The organism is Bifidobacterium eulemuris, from assembly GCF_014898155.1.
Lineage (GTDB): Bacteria > Actinomycetota > Actinomycetes > Actinomycetales > Bifidobacteriaceae > Bifidobacterium > Bifidobacterium eulemuris.
In genome coordinates this window covers 628176-649228 of the sequence record NZ_CP062938.1, presented here as the reverse complement: position 1 = coordinate 649228, position 21053 = coordinate 628176, and the positions used below count along the sequence as shown (strand labels likewise).

At 62.4% G+C, this 21053-nt stretch carries 16 protein-coding genes; 12 read left to right on the top strand and 4 right to left on the bottom strand.

Annotation, left to right across the window (positions count from 1 at the left end; translation table 11 throughout):
- The first annotated feature begins 122 nt into the window (after positions 1-122).
- The 4 genes from BE0216_RS02915 (at position 123) to mfd (ending at position 8201) form a co-directional block, all read left to right on the top strand.
- Entirely contained in the window at positions 123-3386 is a 3264-nt protein-coding gene (locus BE0216_RS02915) for a UPF0182 family membrane protein (protein ID WP_094636040.1), read from the top strand.
- Between the two features lie 89 nt (positions 3387-3475).
- A complete protein-coding gene (locus tag BE0216_RS02910) occupies positions 3476-3988 on the top strand; it encodes a GNAT family N-acetyltransferase (protein ID WP_094636041.1) in 513 nt (170 codons plus the stop codon).
- A gap of 87 nt (positions 3989-4075) precedes the next feature.
- Entirely contained in the window at positions 4076-4675 is a 600-nt protein-coding gene (gene pth / locus BE0216_RS02905; protein WP_094636042.1) for an aminoacyl-tRNA hydrolase, read from the top strand.
- Positions 4665-8201, top strand: coding sequence for a transcription-repair coupling factor (gene mfd, locus BE0216_RS02900; protein ID WP_094636043.1), 3537 nt, complete (start codon positions 4665-4667; stop codon positions 8199-8201). The genes pth and mfd overlap by 11 nt, the downstream gene beginning before the upstream one ends.
- Here mfd and BE0216_RS02895 read toward each other — a convergent pair.
- The gene (locus BE0216_RS02895; RefSeq protein WP_143249259.1) at positions 8198-8995 is read right to left on the bottom strand and encodes a hypothetical protein; all 798 of its coding nucleotides are present in this window, start codon (positions 8993-8995) and stop codon (positions 8198-8200) included. The genes mfd and BE0216_RS02895 overlap by 4 nt on opposite strands.
- A 455-nt stretch (positions 8996-9450) precedes the next feature.
- Between BE0216_RS02895 and BE0216_RS02890 the strand changes: the two genes are divergently transcribed.
- Complete coding sequence (locus BE0216_RS02890) at positions 9451-10278, top strand: formate/nitrite transporter family protein (RefSeq protein ID WP_094636424.1); 828 nt, start codon at positions 9451-9453, stop codon at positions 10276-10278.
- A gap of 12 nt (positions 10279-10290) precedes the next feature.
- Here the strand turns inward: BE0216_RS02890 and BE0216_RS02885 are convergent, their stop codons facing one another.
- Entirely contained in the window at positions 10291-10719 is a 429-nt protein-coding gene (locus BE0216_RS02885; protein ID WP_094636045.1) for a MerR family transcriptional regulator, read from the bottom strand.
- A gap of 323 nt (positions 10720-11042) precedes the next feature.
- On the opposite strand from BE0216_RS02885, the gene BE0216_RS02880 reads away from it, so the two are divergent.
- From BE0216_RS02880 to BE0216_RS02870, 3 genes are all read left to right on the top strand, one after another.
- Positions 11043-12020 carry an aldo/keto reductase family protein gene (locus BE0216_RS02880; RefSeq protein WP_094636046.1) on the top strand — a complete coding sequence of 326 codons (978 nt, stop codon included), beginning with the start codon at positions 11043-11045 and terminating at the stop codon, positions 12018-12020.
- Positions 12021-12200: 180 nt separating this feature from the next.
- A complete protein-coding gene (locus BE0216_RS02875; protein ID WP_094636047.1) occupies positions 12201-12803 on the top strand; it encodes a GNAT family N-acetyltransferase in 603 nt (200 codons plus the stop codon).
- A 30-nt stretch (positions 12804-12833) separates the two neighbouring features.
- On the top strand, positions 12834-15566 hold the full coding sequence (locus BE0216_RS02870) for an excinuclease ABC subunit UvrA (protein ID WP_094636048.1): 2733 nt from the start codon (positions 12834-12836) through the stop codon (positions 15564-15566).
- A 41-nt stretch (positions 15567-15607) separates the two neighbouring features.
- Here the strand turns inward: BE0216_RS02870 and BE0216_RS02865 are convergent, their stop codons facing one another.
- On the bottom strand, positions 15608-16459 hold the full coding sequence (locus BE0216_RS02865) for an arginase family protein (RefSeq protein ID WP_094636049.1): 852 nt from the start codon (positions 16457-16459) through the stop codon (positions 15608-15610).
- A 506-nt stretch (positions 16460-16965) separates the two neighbouring features.
- Between BE0216_RS02865 and BE0216_RS02860 the strand changes: the two genes are divergently transcribed.
- Positions 16966-17244: a type II toxin-antitoxin system TacA family antitoxin gene (locus BE0216_RS02860; protein WP_094636051.1), complete on the top strand. Its 279-nt coding sequence runs from the start codon at positions 16966-16968 to the stop codon at positions 17242-17244.
- Positions 17235-17717 (top strand): GNAT family N-acetyltransferase, encoded by a 483-nt coding sequence (locus tag BE0216_RS02855; protein ID WP_094636052.1) that lies wholly within the window; start codon positions 17235-17237, stop codon positions 17715-17717. The genes BE0216_RS02860 and BE0216_RS02855 overlap by 10 nt, the downstream gene beginning before the upstream one ends.
- A gap of 138 nt (positions 17718-17855) precedes the next feature.
- Here the strand turns inward: BE0216_RS02855 and BE0216_RS02850 are convergent, their stop codons facing one another.
- Complete coding sequence (locus BE0216_RS02850) at positions 17856-18524, bottom strand: GyrI-like domain-containing protein (protein ID WP_094636053.1); 669 nt, start codon at positions 18522-18524, stop codon at positions 17856-17858.
- 193 nt (positions 18525-18717) lie between these two features.
- Here BE0216_RS02850 and BE0216_RS02845 point away from each other — a divergent pair, with 193 nt between their 5' ends.
- Together BE0216_RS02845 and BE0216_RS02840 are read left to right on the top strand one after the other, a co-directional pair.
- A complete protein-coding gene (locus BE0216_RS02845) occupies positions 18718-19455 on the top strand; it encodes a DNA alkylation repair protein (protein WP_094636054.1) in 738 nt (245 codons plus the stop codon).
- Between the two features lie 92 nt (positions 19456-19547).
- Entirely contained in the window at positions 19548-21041 is a 1494-nt protein-coding gene (locus BE0216_RS02840; RefSeq protein ID WP_211279896.1) for an RNA-binding domain-containing protein, read from the top strand.
- The last annotated feature ends 12 nt before the right edge of the window (positions 21042-21053 follow it).

The window sequence follows — 21053 nt, the reverse complement described above, 5'->3', positions numbered from 1 at the left end:
GATGAGCGTATCGAGCGTTCCGCAGACCGCGCGGATATGCCCCGAACGGGAAGATCGTCGTGGACGACCGGGTCGGCTCAGGGCGGAATCGGCATTCCCTACCTGACTGTACGCTGGAAACCATGTCATTCTTTGATGCTTTTGGTTTTATGTTCGACCCCGACGACGACCCGCGACGCCGCGGAACCGGCCGCACCTCAACGAACGGACAGGGTGACGATCCGATCATCCTCAACGTCGAAACCGACGGCGACGAGCCCAACCGCACGGGCGGAACCCGTGGCCCGCATGACCCGCGCTCGCCGCGAATCGCCAACCGGCCGAGCAGGGGCGGCTCCTCGCGCGGCACCAAGATCCTCATCGGTGTGGTGCTCGCGCTGGCGGTGATCATCGGACTGTTCTTCGCGCTGTCCCGCTTCATCACCGATCTGATGTGGTACGGCCAGCTCGGCTTCCAGTCGGTGGTCTGGACGCAGCTCGGCGTCAAAGTCGGCCTGTGGATCGCCTACGCGGCGCTGATGGCCCTGACCGGCTTCGTCTCCGCCGCCCTCGCCATCCGCGCCCGCCCGGATTCGGCCGACGGTTCGACCATCCGCGTGAACGGCGACGTGATCGAAGTCGGCAAAGGCGTGAGCTCGAAAACCGCCCGCCGTGTGGCCGTCGTGATCGCCGCCGTGGTCGGTGTGATGTTCGGAGCGCAGTTCAACGCCAACTGGAGCGAGATCCTGCTCATGTTCAACGCGCAGAGCTTCGGCACCACCGACCCGCAGTTCGGCCTCGACAACGGCTTCTACGTGTTCATACTGCCCGGCCTGCGTCTCGTGATGACCGCCGTGTCCATGCTGCTGCTTGTGGGACTGGTGTTCTCCGTCGTGACGCATGTGATGATGGGCGGCATCCGCCTGACCATGCCCACCCACGGCCGCGGCATTCTCAACGTCACCAAGCGCGCCCGCCGACAGACCGCCATCTGGCTGATGCTCAACATGTTCGCGCTCGCCGCGCAGATGGTGCTGGGCGTGTTCGGCCACCTCACCTCGCAGGGCAGCCGCATCACCGGCGCCGAATACACCACAGTCAACGCCACCATCCCCGTCACCTTCGTGATGGCCGCCCTGGTCGCCATCCTCGGCGTGGTGCTCGGCGTGTGGCTGATGCGCTCGCACGCGCTCGAAGGCAACGCCCCGGTGGGCGTGCGCGCCGCCGCGGCGCTCAAGGCCTGGCGCACGCCGGTCGTGGCCATCGCCGCCGTCCTCGTCGTGGGACTCGTGCTCACCGTGGTGTGGCCGACGGTGCTGCAGCGTTTCAAAGTCAACCCGAACGCGCAGGAGATGGAATCCACCTACATCCAGCGCAACATCGACGCCACACGCGCCGCCTACGGACTCGACGACGTCACGGTCGAACAGTACGAGGCCACCACCGAAGGCGAGTCCGGCGCCCTGAGCGAGGAGGCGGAGTCCACCGCGCAGATCCGCCTGCTCGACCCGCAGGTCGTCTCGCCGACCTTCAAACAGTTGCAGCAGTCGAAGCAGTACTACACCTTCGCCGACACGCTCGCCGTCGACAAATACGAGATCGACGGCGTGAGCCAGGACACGGTGATCGCCGCCCGCGAGCTCAACCTCGAGGGCAACGACAACCGCAACTGGGTCAACGACCACACCGTGTACACGCACGGCTACGGCATCGTGGCCGCCTACGGCAACAAGGTGACCGCGGACGGCCAACCGGAGTTCTTCGAATACGGCATCCCCACCCAGGGCGCGCTCACCGAATCCGAACAGTACGAGCCGCGCATCTACTTCTCGCCCAACATCACGGAATACTCGATCGTCGGCGCGCCGGAAGGCACCGAATCCTGGGAGTTCGACTATCCGACCGGCTCCGAGGGCGCGTTGACCACCTTCGACGGCGACGGAGGCCCCTCGGTGGGCAACCTGTTCTCACGCGTGCTCTACGCGATCCGCTTCGGCTCCGACCAGATCCTCTTCTCCGACCGTGTGACCAGCGAATCGCAGATCCTCTACGACCGCTCGCCTCGCGAGCGCGTCGCCAAAGTCGCCCCGTACCTGACGCTTGACGGCCGCGTGTACCCGGCCGTGGTGGACGGCCGCGTCAAGTGGATCGTCGACGGCTACACCACCTCCGACGCCTATCCGTATTCGCAGATGACCGATCTGGGCGAGGCCACCGAGGACTCCACCACCGTCACCTCCGACACGGTGCAGGGACTGGGCAGCCAGAACGCCAACTACATCCGCAACTCGGTCAAGGCCACAGTCGACGCCTACGACGGCTCCGTGGACCTGTACGTGTGGGATGAGAGCGATCCGGTGATCAAGGCGTGGCAGCAGATCTTCCCCGGCCAATACCACTCGCTTTCCGAGATCTCCGGCGATCTGATGAGCCATCTGCGCTATCCGGAAAGCCTGTTCAAGGTGCAGCGCGAACTGCTCGCCAAGTACCATGTGACCTCCGCCAGCCAGTACTACTCCGGCGAGGACTTCTGGCAGACGCCGGTCGACCCCACCGAATCCGAGGACCAGCAGGCGCAGGACATTCTGCAGCCGCCGTACTATCTGACCCTGCAGACCGGAGGCAACTCCGAACCCGTGTTCTCGCTGACCTCCACCTATATCCCAGCCGGCACCTCGACGCGTGAGATCCTCACCGGATTCCTTTCGGTCGACTCCGACGCGGGCGACGAGGCCGGAGTGATAGGGGAGAACTACGGCACCCTGCGATTGCAGGAGCTGCCCAAGGACTCCAACGTGCCCGGCCCGGGTCAGGCGCAGAACAACTTCAACGCGAACGCCGACGTCTCCAAAGAGCTCAACCTGCTGCAATCCGGCTCCACGCAGGTGGTGCGCGGCAATCTGCTCACCCTGCCGCTCGGCGGCGGACTGGTGTACGTGCAGCCCGTGTACGTCAAGTCGTCGGGCGCGACCAGCTTCCCGCTGCTCAAGAAGACGCTGGTCGCCTTCGGCGATCAGGTCGGATTCGCGGACACCTTGGACGAGGCGTTGAACCAGGTGTTCGGCGGCGACTCCGGTGCCTCCGCGGGCGATGCGGAGAACGCGGCCGATGATTCCGCATCGTCCGACGGCACGTCGTCCGACTCCGGCGTCGATACCGACACCGGGGGCGATGGCACCGTCGACGGCACCGGAGGATCCACCGACGACGCCACGGATGGATCGACCACCGATGGCGACACCGGATCGACCGGTGGCGGCACCGAGCTGCAGCAGGCGCTTGAGGAGGCCGCCCAAGCCATGAAGGACGCCGACGCCGCCATGAAGAACGGTGATTGGAGCGCCTACGGCGAAGCCCAGAAACAGCTCGAGGAGGCCATCAACAAGGCGCTTGAACTCGGCGAATAATCCGTCATCCTGAGCGGAGCGAAGCGGAGTCGAAGGATCTCTTCGGCTCCGCTTCGCTATACTCGTCCAATGTCAGCAAGGGAGGAACCATGAGCTACGTCATCCGCGAGGCGGACCGCGCGTCCGACGCCGATATCCAGGCCATCACCGACATCTACAACGAGGCCGTGCTCGCGCGTTCGGCATCGGCCGACATCGAGCCGCGCACGCCGGAACAGCGCCGCGCATGGGTGGAGGCGCATAATCCGCGCGCCCTGTACCCTGTGGTGGTGATCGAGGACGAGGCGACCGGACGCATCGCCGGATTCGGTTCGCTGTCGCGCTTCCACGAACGCGCCGGTTACGACGGCGTCGTGGAACTGAGCTATTACATCGGCACCGAATGGCAGCGCCAAGGACTGGGCACGCGGATGGTCTCCTGGCTGCTCGACGCCGCGCGCGAACGCGGGCACCGCATGGCCGCCACGCTGATCTTCGGCGACAACGCCGGCTCCAACGCGCTGATGGAGCGCTTCGGCTTCACCCGCTTCGGACTATTGCCCGGAGCGGTCCGCCTGCCCGGCTCCACCCACGACATCGCCTACTGGTATCTCGACCTGTGAGCGCGGCCTTACCGATCCGATGAGTCGCCCAATCCGAGGTGACGGGTAGAATCTTTCCGGCAAGAAAACAAGTGGAGGAACGAAACGATGGCATCGGAATTCTGGCTGATCGCGGGATTGGGCAACCCCGGCAAGAAATATGAGGATACCCGCCACAACATGGGCTTTATGACGGCCGACCTGCTGGCCGAACGTTGGAGCGTACATTTCGCCGACCACAAGGGGCTCGCCATGCTCGGCAAAAGCGTGATGAACCTTTCGGGCCGCAATGTGAAATTCTTCCTCGCCAAGCCGCTGACCTACATGAACGATTCCGGCAACGCCGTCTCGTCGATCGCCGCCTACTACCAGATCGAGCCGGACCATATCATCGTCATCCACGACGATATGGATCTGGACTTCGGCCGCATCAAAGTCAAGTCGGGCGGCTCCGCCGGCGGGCACAACGGCATCAAATCCATCGACCGTTCGCTCGGCACGCCCAAGTACGCGCGCGTGCGCATGGGCGTGGGCCACGCGCGCCGCGGCGGCAACGCGCACGACAACACCATCAACTGGGTGCTCGGCGGCTTCGGCCCCGACCAGCGCAAGCAATTGCCGGAATTCATCGCCGACGGCGCGGACGCCGCCGAAGACATCATCTTCCAGGGACTTGCCAAAACCCAGGAGAAATACAATGGCCGTTGATCCAGTCAACGGTTCGCTGGTTGGCGTCCTCGCTCGGCTTGCCGACGATCCGGCCTTCCGCGACCTGATCGCCGGCGAGATCGAACCCGCCGAAGGCGCGGCCGATCCCGCGATCACGGTCGGCGCGGTCGATGGCGTGCGTCCCGCCCTGGCCGTGGCCGCCGCGCAGATGCGTCCCGTGGTTCTCGTCGTCGCCTCAGGGCGCGAAGCCGAGGAGATGGTGGACGCGCTGCGCTCCTGGTACGACGGCGACCCGAACGACATCGCGCAGATGGAGGCGTGGGAGACGCTGCCGCACGAACGCCTCTCGCCCCGCTCCGACACGGTGGCCAACCGCATGGCCGTGTTCCGCCGTCTCACCCATCCAAGCGACGTCGACCCCATGTTCGGGCCCATTCGCATCCTCGTGATGCCGGTGCGTTCGCTCATCCAACCGGTGACCGCGCATCTGGGAGATGTGGAGCCGCTCGTGTTCACGGTCGGGCATGACCTGCCGCTCGACGAGGCCGCGAACCGTCTGGTCGAAAACGCGTACACGCGCGTCGAACTCGTGATGGACCGTGGCGAATTCGCCGTACGCGGCGGCATCCTCGACGTCTTCCCCCCGACGGCGGCGCATCCGGTGCGCATCGAGTTCTTCGGCGACGAAATCGACACCATCAAGGAATTCCACTCCTCCGACCAGCGCACCTACGGCGAGGGACTGACCGGTATCTGGGCCACGCCCTGCCGTGAGATGCAGCTCACCGAAGCGGTGCGCGAACGCGCGCGGTCGCTGATCGGCAGCATTCCCAACGCCGAGGACATGCTCGAATCCATCGCCAACGCGATTCCCATCGAAGGCATGGAATCCCTGATGCCCGCGCTGGTGGACGATATGGAACCCGTGATCGGCATGCTGCCCGCGGACGCGCTCGTGATGCTTTCCGATCCGGAGAAGCTGCGCCGCGCCGCCGAAGACCTGGGCAAAACCGCCAACGAATTCCTCGCCGCCAGCTGGCATGTGGCCGCCTCCGGTCATGGCGCTGGCGCGCCCATCAGCTTCGACCAGGCGAACTTCCTCGACTTCGAGGAATGCGTGCGCGCGCTCGACTTCTCCAATCACGACGTGTGGAAACTCACCAATTTCGGTGTGGACGGCACGCTCGCAGGGCATGCGCGGATCGATGCGAAAGCGCCGGAGGAGTTCCGCGGCGACGAACACAGGGCCGCCGTGGGCATCGAAGGTCTGCTCGACGCGGGCTATCAGGTCATCGTCACCGCGGCCGCGCAAGGCACCCTCGCCAGGCTCAAACGCGCCATCAACGAAACCGGCATCACCCGGTTCGAGACGATCCGCTCGCGCGCCATCGACGGCTTCGTGGACGAAGCCGCGCGCATCGCCCTGCTCACCGAGCGCGACCTGACCGGACGCGTCTCCGCCGCGGGGCAGGCCAAAACGCCGAAGCGCCGGCGCAAGGCCATCGACCTGATGGAGCTCAAAGCCGGCGATTATGTGGTGCACGAACAGCATGGAATCGGCCGTTTCGTCGAAATGCGCCAGCGCGCCATCGGCGCGGGCGCGAACAAAACCACACGCGAATACCTCGTCATCGAATACGCGTCCAGCAAGCGCGGCGCCCCGCCGGACAAACTCTTCATCCCCACCGACCAGCTGGACCAGGTGAGCAAATACATCGGCGCGGAGGCCCCCAAGCTCAACAAGCTCGGCGGCTCCGACTGGGCGGCCACCAAAGCCAAGGCGCGCAAACACGTCAAGGAGATCGCCGACGATCTGGTCAAACTGTATTCGGCCCGCCAGCGCACGCCCGGCTTCGCCTTCAGCGCGGACACCCCGTGGCAGAAGGAGCTGGAGGATGCGTTCCCCTATCAGGAGACCGCCGACCAGCTCACCACCATCGACGAGGTGAAATCCGATATGGAGAAGCCCCGCCCGATGGACCGCCTCATCTGCGGCGACGTGGGCTTCGGCAAAACCGAAATCGCCGTGCGCGCCGCCTTCAAGGCCGTGCAGGACGGCAAGCAGGTGGCGGTGCTCGTGCCGACCACCCTGCTCGTGCAGCAGCATTTCGAGACCTTCGCCGAACGCTATGAGGGCTTCCCCGTGAATGTGGCGGCCATGAGCCGCTTCCAGACATCCAAGGAGATCAACGAAACCATCGAAGGGCTGGAATCCGGCGCGGTGGACGTGGTCATCGGCACGCACAAGCTGCTCAACCCGAAGATCAAATTCAAGGATCTCGGGCTCGTCATCATCGACGAGGAGCAGCGTTTCGGCGTGGAGCACAAGGAGACGCTGAAGGCGCTGCGCACCAATGTGGACGTGCTCTCGCTTTCCGCCACGCCGATTCCGCGCACTTTGGAGATGGCCGTCACCGGCATCCGCGAGATGTCGACCCTGGCGACCCCGCCCGAGGACCGTCTGCCCGTGCTCACCTATGTGGGTGCCTACGAGGATGCGCAGGTCACCGCCGCGATCCGGCGCGAGCTGCTGCGCGGCGGCCAGGTGTTCTACGTGCACAACCGTGTCGACTCGATCTCGTCGACCGCCGCGAAGCTGCAGGAGCTCGTGCCCGAGGCGCATATCGGCACCGCGCACGGCAAGATGGGGGAGAAGCAGCTCGACGGCGTCATCCGCGACTTCTGGCGGCGAGACATCGACGTGTTGGTGTGCACCACGATTGTGGAAACCGGTCTTGACATCTCCAACGCGAACACGCTGATCGTCGACCACGCCGACCGTTTCGGCCTGTCGCAGCTGCACCAGCTGCGCGGCCGCGTCGGCCGAGGCCGCGAACGCGCCTACGCGTACTTCCTCTATGATCCGAGCAAGCCGATGACCCAGCAGTCGCACGACCGTCTGTCCACCATCGCGCAGAACACGTCGCTCGGCTCCGGCTTCGACGTGGCCATGAAGGACCTCGAACTGCGCGGCACCGGCAACCTGCTCGGCGACCAGCAGTCCGGCCATATCGAAGGCGTGGGCTTCGACCTGTATGTGCGCATGGTCTCCGAAGCGGTCGAGCAGGTCAAGGAGCCGGAGCGGGGAGAGCCGGTCGCCGTGAGCATCGACCTGCCGATCGAGGCGTCGATTCCGGTGGACTACATCGACTCCGACAAGCTGCGTCTCGAGGCGTACCGCAAGCTGGCCGCCGCGCGCGACGAAAAGGACCTGAACGAGCTGCGCGAGGAGCTCACCGACCGTTACGGCAAACCGCCCGAGGCCTTCGAAACGCTGTTCGATGTGGCGCGGTTGCGCAACAAGGCGCGTGCGTTGGGCATCTCGGAGATCATCGGCCAGAGCGGCAAGGTGCGCGTCTCGAAGATCACACCGCCCGAATCGGTGCAGATGCGCATCACCCGCATCTACAAAACCGTGCAATACCGTCCGCTCACGCAGACGCTGATCATCAACGCCCCGTTCGCGGGCTCGCTGGGCTCCGGCCCGATGAGCTCCGCCGAAGTGGTGCGTTGGGCCGACCAGCTCCTCGACGACCTCGCTTGGAAGCCCGCGCCCCGTAGTTAAGCCTTGTCCACACGGAAGCCGGCGGCGGCGCTGGTCATCTCTCCGGGGATGAATTGGACCCAGGCGGCCTCATCGCCGTCGGCTACCTCGATGGTGACGGACGTGACGGCGACCTCATCGGCGGAACAGGCAACGGCATAGTGTTGTGTGTCGTTTTCGTCGCGGGTGAGTTCCATATCGTACGAGCCGGTGCCGTAGCAGTAGGCCTGAAGCACGTAGGTGCCGGGATCCCACGGTGACAAGTCCGAGATGGCGGTGCTTTGCGGCGGCGTCGGATTGTTCTCGTCGTCCACGCCGGGCGCGCGCCACCATGCGGAGGCGACGACCGGCTCGCCGTTCGTATCGTCCTGCGTCAGCGCCGTCACGCGTTCCAACCGTTTCACGTCCTCATCGGTGACGGGAGACGTGCCGTCCGTGGCCTCGATGATGCCCAAGGTCTGCGCCAACGGCACGTCCAACGTCATCGATCCGTCGGCGTTCGCGGACGATGCGGGGCGTTCGCGGGTCTCATCGTCGACGGGGAACACGCTTTGGGCCGGCGTCATCTGCATGTCGTTCTGCGCGACGAAGAACACGTATTCGTCGCCGATGGTCAGCTCCGGACCGCCCGCGCCTTCGGCGGTGTATCCGTGGATGGTGAATTGTCCGCTGGCGGGCTGCGAGGCGCTGTCGGCACTTCCTCCGACGGCACTTCCCAACACCTCGACGGTGATGTCGGTGTCGTACGTCGTCGATTCCGGCACCGCGCACGACACGACGCGCGCGTAATACATCGCCTCGGTCGCTTCGGACATGGCCTCGATGGAGTTATACGATGGCCAATCATATTGTTGGCTCCGATCCGCTCCGGCGCACGTCTGGCCCAACGTGTCGGTCTCGCTGCACGCCGTCAGGGCCGTGCATGCCAGAAGAACGGCCGTCATTGATGCGACGGCGCGAAGTATACGTGTGTTGTTCATGATTCTTCTCCTTCTCGGGTGTTGAATTCGACGATGAATGAAACCCCACATCCATTGTCCCACAGAACGCCCCCCCCCGCAATGTGCGCATCACAATCGGTCGAATTGTGAGTGCGGGAATCGCGTAACGACATCGCGGACCTGCAACGCGTGCACCGTAATCGGCTGCATGAGAGCTCGTCCTTGGCCTCTTCCGGATTTTCAAGCCGTTGGCGTGCCACGAATGGCGGGAATGTAAGCTATTGGACGGCAAAACCCCGAACAACGCATCCGACGACGGAGGACGGACGATGACGACCCCCATCATCAACATCAACGCGCTCACCCCGGCCGAAACCGAAGAGGCCGTCAAAACCGCAGGTGTGCACAAAACCCGCCTGACCGGGGCGAAAGCCTTCGTCTCCGCGATGTTCGCCGGCTCGTTCATCGGCTTCGGCGCGCTGTTCTACCTCATCGTCACCTCCGACCCGGCCATGAGCTGGGGGCCGAAACGCTTCGTCGGCGGCCTCGCGTTCTGCATGGGACTCGTGCTCGTGCTGTGCTGCGGTGCGGAACTGTTCACCGGCAATTCGCTGATGGCCTCCGATTTGGCGTCGCGGCGCATCTCCTGGCCGGCCATGCTGCGCAACTGGGTGATCGTCTGGTTCGGCAACCTCGCCGGCGGACTGCTGCTGGTCGCGCTGATCACCCTCGCCGGCACGATGGGGCTGAACGACGGGCTTGTGGGGGAGACGGCCGTCGCCACCGCCGTCGCGAAGGTCACGCCCGACTGGGGCACGCTGTTCGTGCGCGGCATCCTGTGCAATATCCTCGTCTGCCTCGCCGTGCGCGTCGGCTTCTCCGCGCGCTCCGTGGGGGACAAGGTGCTCGGCATCCTGCTGCCGATCTCCGGCTTCGTGGCGATGGGCTTCGAACACTGCGTGGCCAACATGTTCTTCCTGCCGATCGGCCTTATCTGCAAACTGCTCGGATTCGGCTCGAACGTGGCCGGCGTGGACGCGCTCACCGTGACCGCCATCCTCTACAACCTCTCCGCCGCGACCTTGGGCAACATCATCGGCGGCACCGTGTTCGTCGCGCTCGGCTACTGGTTCATCAACCGACGCCCCGGCAAGTGAGGCCGCAGGCCGTCAGTCGGTGAACTCCTCCCATGACGGCCAAGGGCGTCCCTGTTCCTCGGCGTCCTTGATGCCGTGGTAGAACCGCACCTTCTGTTGGACGTGTCTGAGCTCTCTGCACATCGCGGCGATGGTTTGCCTGAGTTCGCGCTCGTGGTCCTCGACCAGCTCGATGATATCGTCGACATGGTGCTCAAGATCGTCGTCGTACGTGTAGAACTCCCGGATCTTGGCGATGGGCAGCCCGCTCTCCTTGAAGCACTGGATGCTTTCGATGCGCGCAAGATGCGCATCGGTGTAACGACGCTGCCCGTTGTCGTCGCGCGGCACGTCGGAGAGCAGCCCTTCGCGCTCGTAATAGCGCAATGTGGACGCGGGGATGCCGAACCGCGCGGAGACCTGGGCGATGCTATAGGTCGAAGAGCGCTGCGTGCCGGTCATATCGGAACCTTTCGCCGGGAATTCTGCCCAAGGAACCGTCCGTCTGCGGCTCCATCCGTGACCAGCCTACCGATGCCCCTACCGATGTCCTTGCCGATGGTGAAGCACCGTCGCATCGTCGACTATCGGCGGGTGACGGGATGGGCTTGCGCCGGGAGGCCCGTCTTTCCTGCATCGACGCCTCCGTCCCTCGTCGTTTGATCGCGCATGGAAACCGTGGTCGTATCCTGCCGTGTCGTTCCGGCGTGTCGGCTTTTGCGTTGAACCTTACTTCAAGTGGTTAGGTTGGCAGCGTCAGAGCAACACGAACGAAGGATGACGCAATGAAGTATCGCAATGTGGGCAAATCCGGCCTTAAGGTCAGCGAGGTGGCGTTGGGCAGCTGGGTGACCGACCTGAACGGCACCGCCGCCGCGGATGTCGCCCGACGGACCGTCGATCTCGCTTTCGACAATGGTGTGAATTTCTTCGACTGCGCGGACGCCTACAGCGGCGGCGCGGCCGAACGCTTCTTCGGCGACGTGCTCGCGCGGTTCCCACGTCGCGAGCTGGTCGTCTCGTCCAAGGTCTATTTCCCGACCGGACCGGGCGTCAACGACCGGGGGCTCAGCCGCAAGCATATCTTCGAAAGCTGCGAGCAAAGCCTGAACAACATGAAGCTCGACTATCTCGACCTCTACTACTGCCATCGCTTCGACGAGACCTGCGACCTCGAGGAGACGCTGCGCGCGTTGAGCGACCTCGTCTCCCAAGGCAAGATCCTCTACTACGGCGTATCCGAGGAGTGGGGAGGCGCCCGTCTGCAGGAGGCACAGCGCATCATCGAACGCCTCGGCCTGCATCCGCTCACCGTGGTGCAGCCGCAGTACAATCTCGCCGACCGGTATATCGAACACGAGATCATGGATGTGTGCGTCCGTCTCGGCATCGGCATCACCACGTTCTCCCCGCTGAGCCAGGGACTGCTCACCGGCAAATACCGCAAAGGACGGCCGATTCCCGAAGGCTCCCGCGCCACATGGCAGGCCGACCGTCAGATCAACGACATGCTCACCGACGAGAACCTCGACATGGTCGAGCGGCTGATCGAAGTGGCCGACGGGCTGGGAGTCAATCTGGCCATCATGTCGATGGCGTGGATCCTGCAGCATCCGCAGGTCAGCTGCGTCATCGCCGGCGCCAGCAAACCCAGCCAGCTGGAGAACAACATCAAGGCATCCGGCTTCGTCATTCCCGACGATGCTATGGTCGAAATCGACCGCATCACCGGATTCCAACGCTTCGAGCGTCACGTCGGCTGACCGTCGGAGCTCATCGTGCGGCCCGCTATCCTTTGCGCGAGGGCGGGCCGCGCGATGTGAGAACCGCGGCGTCCGCTCGGCGGTGGCGGACTCGCGATGGTCGCGAAGCCGTGCGAGGCCGGGCCGTCAGCACCGCGGCGGCCCATCTCATGACGCCGACGATGCGTTACACTGCAAGATATGAGTGAACCGACGATCCGCAGGGCCACCGTGGCCGACATCCCCGAACTCGACCGACTGCTGCATCAGGTGTTGGAGGTGCATCATGCGGGCCGTCCGGACCTGTTCAAAGGCGGCGTGACGAAATACACCGCCGCCGAACTCGCAGGTCTCATCGCCTCGGATGAGACCCCGATTTTCGTGGCCGTCGCCGGAAATCCACCCACGGACGAGGCGGCGGATTCCCCTGTTGCTGCCGAGCCGACGAACGGCGACGATGCGCGGGCCAAGCGTGCCGGCAGCGGCTCCAACGCGTCCGATCCTACCCTCCCCGCGGGTGCGGAACCCATACTCGGCTACGCGTTCTGCCAGTTCCAGCGTCACCCGAACGACAACATCCTCACCGACATCACCACCCTGTACGTGGACGACATCTGCGTGGACGAGACGGCGCGCGGCCGGCACGTCGGCAGCGCGCTCTACCACCATGCGCTCGCCTTCGCCAAGGAATCCGGCTGCCACAACCTGACCCTCAACGTGTGGTCCTGCAATCCCGGCGCGCAGGCCTTCTACGAACGCATGGGGCTCACACCCTACCGCATCGGCATGGAGCAGATCCTCTAGCGGGCCGGCTGACGCCTACAATAGGGCGGTATGGCAGACGGGCGACGAATCGGCGGCGCGGATCACATCGAAATCCGCGGCGCACGCGTGAACAATCTCAAACACGTGGATGTGGACATCCCACTCAACCGATTGGTCGCCGTGGCGGGCGTCTCCGGCTCGGGCAAATCCTCACTCGCTTTGGACGTGCTTTACGCGGAGGGTTCGCGCCGCTATCTCGACGCATTGTCGACCTACACGCGCCGGCGCATGTCGCAGGCGCAACGCCCCCAGATCGACGAGGCGCGCTACCTGCCGCCGGCTCTGGCCCTACGGCAGCGGCCGGGCGTGGGCGGCGTGCGCTCCACCTTCGGCACGATGACCGAACTGCTCAACGTGCTGCGCCTCATGTTCTCCCGACTGGCCCACCATCGTTGCCCCAACGGGCATTACCATGCGCCGACCATCGCCGTGGCCGCCGAAACCCCGTTCTTCTGCGACGAATGCGGCGCACGCATCGACGCGCCGGGAGCGGAGATGCTCGCCTTCAACTCCACCGGCGCATGTCCGCGCTGCCAAGGCACCGGCCTGGTGCGCGATGTGGACGACACGACCTTGGTACCGGACGATTCGCTCACCATCGACGAGGGTGCGGTGCTGCCGTGGAAGATGTTCGGCTGGCGCGTGCAGAACGACATCGCCCGCGAATTCGGCGTACGCACCGACGTGCCGTTCCGCGACCTGACGGACAAGGAACGCGACATCGTGTTCAACGGGCCGGAGGAGAAGAAACATATCGTCGTCACATCGATGAAAGGCGTGCACGAACTCGACTTCACCTTCCGCAACGCGCGCCTGACCGTCACCAAGGAGCTGGAACGCGCATCCGACGAAAAGCGCCTCGCCCGAGTGATGCGCTTCGTCACCGAGCACACCTGCCCCGACTGCGACGGCACACGGCTGAGCGAGGCCGCCCGATGGCCGCTGATCGACGGCATCAACCTCGCCCAAGCCACCGCCATGATCTTGGAGGACGCGCTGGCCTGGGTGCGCGGTGTGCCCGCTGGGCTGCCGGACGAGATGCGGCCGATGGGACAGGCGCTGGCCGACACCTTCGAGGAGATGGGCCAACGACTGGTGCAGCTCGGCCTTGGATACTTGGGATTGGACCGTTCCGGCGAATCCCTCTCCACCGGCGAACGCCAGCGCGCCCAACTCGCCCGCGCCGTGCGCAACGAGACCACAGGCGTGCTCTATGTGCTCGACGAACCCTCCACCGGCCTGCATCCGGCGAATATGGAGGGATTAATCGGCGTGATGCGCGACCTGCTGGGCGACGGCAATTCGGTCGTGTTCGTCGACCACGACGTGAACGTGCTGCGCGCCGCCGATCATTTCATCGAAATGGGACCCGGCGCGGGCGTGGAAGGCGGGCGTGTCATCGCGCAAGGCTCGCCGGCGCAGATTGCCGCCGATCCGAACTCGCGCATCGCGGGATTCCTCGACGGGCGCGAACCTGCTCTCGTGCGCGAGCGGCGAGCGGCATCGGCGGCTGTGGTCGGCTCGGATGAGGAGGCCTCTTTCGGAGAGTCGGCTGTCCGTTCCAAACGTAAGTCCGGCAAGGAAGCGACGGATCATGGCGGCGATACGCGTTGGCTGCGCATGCGCACCGAAGCCATCCACACCGTGCGTCCGTTGGACGTGGCGATTCCGGTCGGGCGTCTCACCGCCGTCACCGGCGTCTCCGGATCGGGCAAAACCACGATGGTGCTCGAATCCTTGGTGCCCGCCTTGCAGGCCGCGGCCGAGGGGCGCGCGCTGCCGAAACATGTGGACGAGATCGACGCGGCCGGCATCGACACGGTGCGCATCGTGGACTCCACACCCATCGGCGTCAACGTGCGCTCCACCCTCGCCACCTACAGCGGCATCATGGATCTGCTGCGCCGCGCGTTCGCCGCCACCGACGAGGCGCGCGCCCGCGGGCTCGCGCTCGCCGACTTCTCCTACAACACCGGCTCGCTGCGCTGCCCGCAATGCGATGGCGCGGGCCGCGTCAACCTGGACGTGCAGTTCCTGCCGGATGTGACGATCGCCTGCCCCGCCTGTGAAGGCACGCGCTACCGCGACGAGGTGAACGGCATACGGCTTGCGGTGGGGGAGCGGTGCATGACGCTGCCGCAGATCCTCGCCATGAGCGTCGACGCGCTGCTGGACGTTTTTGAGGGCCGTGCGCCGCGGGCGGCGGATTCTGCGCAAGCGACCGCCGCAGGCTCACGAAAGAACGCGACCGCGCCCGCCGACAAGACGAACGCGCATGACGCCGCCGGAACAACGCCCGCCGACGCGACGCGCACCGACGCGACGCGCAAACGCATCGCCAAAGCGTTGCGCACCCTGCATGATCTGGGACTCGGCTACCTCACGCTCGGCGAGGACACGCCCTCATTGTCCGGCGGCGAGGCGCAGCGGCTCAAACTCTCCAACGAACTCGGCAAGAAACAGCGCACCTCGCTGTTCGTGCTCGACGAACCCACAGTCGGCCTGCATCCGTTGGACGTGCGCACGCTGATCGGCGTGCTGCAGCGGCTGCTCGACGGCGGCGCCACCATCGTGGTCATCGAACACGACCTCGACCTGATCGCCAACGCCGACCACGTCATCGACATGGGGCCGGGCGGCGGCGAACAAGGCGGCCGCATCGTTGCCACCGGCTCGCCCGAGCGGATCGCCGCCGTCGGCGAATCGCTGACGGGCCGCTATCTGCGGGCGTGCCTTGGCTAGGTGTGCGCGGTGCGAATCGTCCGCACACACCTAAAGGTTGGTCAGTCGGTGAAGAGCGGAATCGTCGAGAACATCTGATGCAACTTGTATTCGTCGAAAGGCAGGTATTCGGCGATGGTCAGGCCGACCACATCGGACTGGGTAGTGATGCAATGCAGGATGTCGCTCAACTGCTCCATGGTCATCTTCCCACCGCCGGAACCATCGCCCACAAGCTCGGGATTGGCGAAATACGTGGAATGGAACAGATGCTCGTCCAACACGTCGATGTCGAGATGCAGCAGAATATGGTCGAAGCGTTCCATGAACGAACGGATTTCGTCGTTCGATACGAATTCTTCGGTCTGCACCGTGTAATCCACGCCCACATCGTCCAGGAATCGCTGCTGGTAATCGTGCAATCCCTGCAAACCGACGTAGAGAACCTCGTCAGGTTGGAATTTGGGGCCGCGCATCAGGTCGGAAAGCGCGGGGTCCCCATAACCCAACAACGAGCCAAGCACCATCGCGTGGGCGTTCGGATAACCGTCCCGCACGGTGGACACGTCCGGGTGTGCGTCGATCCAGATGATGCCCGTATGCTCATACTTGACATGCAGATAGTCGAACGGCGCTTGCGAAACCATGCAGTTGCCGCCGATGGTAATGATCTTGTCCGGATCCGAGACGTCGAGTTTCGCCATCGCGTCCTTGATGCCGGCCAGCACTTCGCCTTTGGCATAGATGCCGTCGTCCACTGGCTTCTCGTCGCCGTCGGGCGGGGCGATGTCGACCTTCACCAGCGGCTGCGAGGCGTTGGGCGGCAGAATATGCGCCATCAGGTTCGCGCCGAAATAATAGGCGTCCAACCCGCCGCTCACATGATCCGGATACAGCAATCTGATTGTGGTCATCTATGGCTCCTTTGCTGTGGTATGCGTGTTGTCGGAGTGAATGGGCCTTCGCCTCGTATGCGGATTCGGCCGCAAATGGACGGCGGATGTTACGCCATATGGATGAAATCCTTCAAGAGTCGAGAATATCAGGATATTTTCAGTCGTTTACATCATGGCTCGAAGAATGGCGCGGTTATATGGATACCAGCTTCACCAAGCCTCGAGCCGCAAGGCTCCTGATAATTGAACCTTCTTCTCTCTCCTTTCTTCTTCTCTAAGCCCGGAATTCGTTCCGGGCTTTTCTTCTTTGCATCCGAGGCCATCCCGTTCCCTTGGTTTGCGTCATCGGCAAGGCTCGTCAAAACGTATGTCGTTGACGGCCATGATGGGTTTCACGGGGTGTCGGATTACGGTTTTGAGATTCTCGGGCTTGCCTTTGCGTGGATCGCCCAGATAGATCTCGTGATGGTGGTATAAAACATCAAAGAATTGTATTGTGCGCCTATTAGGCGTACAATGTGGGTATGACTTCAGTGACAACGGATACGGTGCGCTCGTCGCGCTTGGCTATGAGGATGACTCCCGAACAGCGGTCGACCATCGACAAAGCGGCATTACTCAAGGGGACGACCATCACTCAATGGGCTTTGGACCATTTGATCGATGACGCCCGACGTGATATCGAAGAGGAGACTGCCGTTCGTTTGTCGGCCAAGGCGTTCGATGAATTCAAAGAAGCGTTGGAGAGGCCTATGCCGAAGGCTATGCGGGAGTTGTTGAGGCGAGATCCGGAATGGCTGTGAGGTTCACAGCGCCAAGGCGAATCGAACTGGCGGACGATGTATCCGGTTTTCACTCGGGCAAGCGGTTGTTGGATGAATGGCTGATGAACCATGCATTCAATGCGCTCAACCGCGGTACCGCCGTCACCTACGTGTCGCACGATGAGTGTGGGAACCTGGCTGGCTTTTATTCGCTGTCGGCCAACTCCGTGAATCGGGGTGATGTGCACGGCGGATGGTTGGCGCGTAATACGCCGGAACAGATTCCGGTTATTCTTTTGGGCATGCTTGCCATTGACGAGCGCTACCAAGGGCAGGGGCTGGGTTGGCGTCTGTTGTTGGACGCTGTTGAGCGCGCGATGGCTGCCTCATCGCAGATTGGTGCGCGAGCCTTGATCGTCGATCCGTTGGACGATGATGCCGCCTCATTCTATAAGCATTTTGGATTCTCTCGCTTGCGGGATTCGACGCGTATGTTCGCCAAACTGGCCTAATCCCAGGAAACGTTTTGCAGTGATGAATCTGGCAGTGATTGCAATGACGCGAATTGTTGCTTTGGCGTGTCCTCAAGATTCCAGAAGCATCCTTCGCCATTTGCGTGGATGTTATATAAGGGAAGGCCGATGGGCGCGTTATACGACGGGCTTCACGGGGTGTCGGATTACGGTTTTGAGATTCTCGGGCTTGCCTTTGCGCGGATCGCCCAGATAGATTTCGTGATGGTGGCGTGAGACGCTGAAGTCGAGCGTGTACCCCTGTTCGGTGGCGTAGTCGTCAAGGGCGGCGATGGTGTCGGGCTCGTCGTCGTATGGACCTTTGTGCATGACCTGCGCGACGGTGCCCTCGTCGAAGTCGAACAGGAACGCGCGTGAGATATCCGCATCGGGATGTTTGGCCGCGAACCGCTCACGCGCATGCTCGAACACGTCCGGCGTGACGAATTCGGGCAGTCGAATCATCGAGATCCAGTGAAAATCGGATTTGCGTGAATAGTCGACGCCGGCCAGCATACCGTCTTCGGCGCTGTCGTCGGCCATCCACCACAAGCCTTCCAACGGCGGCACCACGTAGTCGAAATAACCGTCGATCCGGTCATCGGGATTCTTGGACATCTTGCTCATTTTGATGGTGAACGAAATGCCGTACAGCAGCTGTAGCGTGGTCTGGTAATCGCCACCCTCCTCGTTTGGGTCGCCTTTGCCTTCGACCGCCACGAAGCTCATGCGCGGCACCTCGACGATCGCCGGCTTGGTTTTCGGCTGATACAGGCCCTTATATTCCTTCTTGTAATCGAACGGCATGGCTTCTCCTCGCATGGGCTTCCGTGTCGCACGGCATCGTGCATCCAAGCCCATTGTATGGGACTGTGCCGATGACAGCGTGGGCCGTGAAGTGCGCCATTCGCTTCCTTCTGCGCATGTATCGCTGATATCGCTGGTTTGACTCCGTGATAGCCTCAAGATATTCAATCAATGGCGATGGAGTAGGAACGGGATGGCAGTGACGAGTGGAGATGTTCTTGCTGATCTGCGGGGGATGGCGGATGAGAAGTATCGCATGTTCAATGCGAAGCTGATCCCGAATATCGACTTGTCGACGATGCTGGGTGTGCGGATCCCTCAACTTCGCGCGTATGCGAAAGAACTGTTGGCGGCCGACAAAGCCAACGGTTTGTCGGTGGTCGCTGAATTCATGGACGATCTTCCCCATACCGTATTCGAAGAGAACATGCTGCACGCGTTGCTGATCGGCATGACCGCCCGCACGACGGACGAAGCGTTCGATATGTTGGATGGATTTCTGCCGTTCGTGGACAATTGGGCCGTATGCGATGCGATATCGGTGAAGGCGTTCCGTTCCGCGAAGGCCGATGCCGACGTCATCGAAACCAAATTGCGCGAGTGGGCCGCCGACGAGCGCACCTATGTCGTGCGCTACGCTGTGGATACCTTGATGACGGATTTTCTTGATGACCCGCGTTTCCGCCCGGATCAATTGGCGGTGGTGGCGGGTATTCGTTCGACGGAATACTACGTGAATATGGCCCGCGCCTGGTATTGCGCCACGGCCCTGGCCAAGCAGTGGGACGCCGCCATTACCGTGTTCCAGCCCGATGCGCCGCCCGAGTTGCGTTTGGATGATTGGACCCACAACAAAAGCATCCAGAAAGCCCGCGAATCCCGCCGCATCCCATCTGACCGCAAGGAATACCTCGCCGCCCTCAAACGGTGATGAATCGTCATATTGGTAATTATTGACGATTTTCCATGACCCTGGAACGGGCGTGCTTGAATCTGTCCATTCGATAGAGAAAAGTGGAAGACATGACTCCGCAGGAACTTTATGCAGCGCTTTCTCGAGGAGAAGATATCTCCACCGAGTTTAAAAGGTGTGGCTCGCGGCCGGAACGAGACACATTTGAAACGATTTGTTCGTTTGCCAATCGCCAAGGCGGCAGTGTTTTCTTAGGCGTGGATGATAATGGCAGTATTCTTGGCGTCGATGCGGGCCAGATACGTGAAATCGAACGTAATATCGCCAATGTCATCAGCAATCCCAATACATTCAATGCCACGCCATCCGTCGAGTTCGAACGCGTCGAAACGGAACAAGGCATAGTTCTTCGATTGTGGATTCCGATTGGGCCCTCGATCTATCGCTTCAAAGGCGAAGTGTTTGACCGCCGAGGAGATGCGGATGTACGTGTTCGAGATGATTCGCAGATCATGATGATGTACATGCGTAAGCAAAATATGTACTCGGAACGGCGCATTTATCCTTATATTGGCATGGATGATTTGCGATTGGATACGCTTCATCTGGTGAGGGACCTTATTGAGGCGCGGAACAGTGACCATCCGTGGCTGCGTTTGAATGATGAAGAGTTTCTGCGCTCGGCGAAGTTGTATGGCAAGGACCGGTCAACCGGCGCTGAGGGTTTCACGCTTGCTGCGGCGATGTTGTTGGGAACGGATGAATTGATTTCAGATATTTGCCCTGCATACAAAACCGATGCCATTGTTCGTTTGCGCGATACGGACCGTTACGATGACAGACTTATCGTCAAAACAAATCTGGTGGAAGCCTATGACATGCTCATGAAATTCGCCAAGCAGCATCTGCCAGACCCGTTTATTCTTGAAGGTGATGTGACTGTCAGTGCGCGTGACATCATATGTCGAGAACTGGTGTCGAACATGCTGATTCATCGTGAATACGCGAATCCATTCATCGCCAAACTCATCATTGATAAGAACGGCATTCGCACTGAGAACGCAAGCAGGGCTATGTTCGAGGGAGAGGTCACGCTTTCGAATTTCGAACCTACTCCGAAGAACCCGACCATCGCGGATTTCTTCCATCAGATTGGACGTGCGGATGAATTGGGCAGCGGCACGAGGAAGCTCACGAAGTACTCCGCTCTTTACTCCGGCGCCGTTCCGTATCTTCACGAGGGAGATGTGTTCGTCGCGCAACTGCAGGTGCCGTGGAATACTCAGATTGGAGCGGAGTCATACGATTCCGTTGGGAAAGTGCCGGATTCCGTTGGGAGAGTGCCGGATTCCGTTGGGAGAGTGCCGGATTCCGTTGGGAGAGTGCCGGATTCCGTTGGGAAAGTGCCGGATAAATCCTCTCGCCAAAGGCAATTGGTTTTGGATTATCTTGATGCCCATGAGGAAATAACCGTTGCGCAGGCGGAGGTGTTGCTGGGCGTTAAGCAACGTCGTGCGCGTGACATATTGAATGCGATGACCCGGCTGGGTCTTGTGAAACGTGTCGGTAGTGCCCGCAACACTCGGTATATCGCGATGGGGTGACTGTTTTCGGAT

Coding starts and splice junctions, on each gene's coding strand:
- BE0216_RS02915 (WP_094636040.1), top strand. CDS start 123: ATGTCATTCTTTGATGCTTTTGGTTTTATGTTCGACCCCGACGACGAC.
- BE0216_RS02910 (WP_094636041.1), top strand. CDS start 3,476: ATGAGCTACGTCATCCGCGAGGCGGACCGCGCGTCCGACGCCGATATC.
- pth (WP_094636042.1), top strand. CDS start 4,076: ATGGCATCGGAATTCTGGCTGATCGCGGGATTGGGCAACCCCGGCAAG.
- mfd (WP_094636043.1), top strand. CDS start 4,665: ATGGCCGTTGATCCAGTCAACGGTTCGCTGGTTGGCGTCCTCGCTCGG.
- BE0216_RS02895 (WP_143249259.1), bottom strand. CDS start 8,995: ATGTCCGAAGCGACCGAGGCGATGTATTACGCGCGCGTCGTGTCGTGC.
- BE0216_RS02890 (WP_094636424.1), top strand. CDS start 9,451: ATGACGACCCCCATCATCAACATCAACGCGCTCACCCCGGCCGAAACC.
- BE0216_RS02885 (WP_094636045.1), bottom strand. CDS start 10,719: ATGACCGGCACGCAGCGCTCTTCGACCTATAGCATCGCCCAGGTCTCC.
- BE0216_RS02880 (WP_094636046.1), top strand. CDS start 11,043: ATGAAGTATCGCAATGTGGGCAAATCCGGCCTTAAGGTCAGCGAGGTG.
- BE0216_RS02875 (WP_094636047.1), top strand. CDS start 12,201: ATGAGTGAACCGACGATCCGCAGGGCCACCGTGGCCGACATCCCCGAA.
- BE0216_RS02870 (WP_094636048.1), top strand. CDS start 12,834: ATGGCAGACGGGCGACGAATCGGCGGCGCGGATCACATCGAAATCCGC.
- BE0216_RS02865 (WP_094636049.1), bottom strand. CDS start 16,459: ATGACCACAATCAGATTGCTGTATCCGGATCATGTGAGCGGCGGGTTG.
- BE0216_RS02860 (WP_094636051.1), top strand. CDS start 16,966: ATGACTTCAGTGACAACGGATACGGTGCGCTCGTCGCGCTTGGCTATG.
- BE0216_RS02855 (WP_094636052.1), top strand. CDS start 17,235: ATGGCTGTGAGGTTCACAGCGCCAAGGCGAATCGAACTGGCGGACGAT.
- BE0216_RS02850 (WP_094636053.1), bottom strand. CDS start 18,524: ATGCCGTTCGATTACAAGAAGGAATATAAGGGCCTGTATCAGCCGAAA.
- BE0216_RS02845 (WP_094636054.1), top strand. CDS start 18,718: ATGGCAGTGACGAGTGGAGATGTTCTTGCTGATCTGCGGGGGATGGCG.
- BE0216_RS02840 (WP_211279896.1), top strand. CDS start 19,548: ATGACTCCGCAGGAACTTTATGCAGCGCTTTCTCGAGGAGAAGATATC.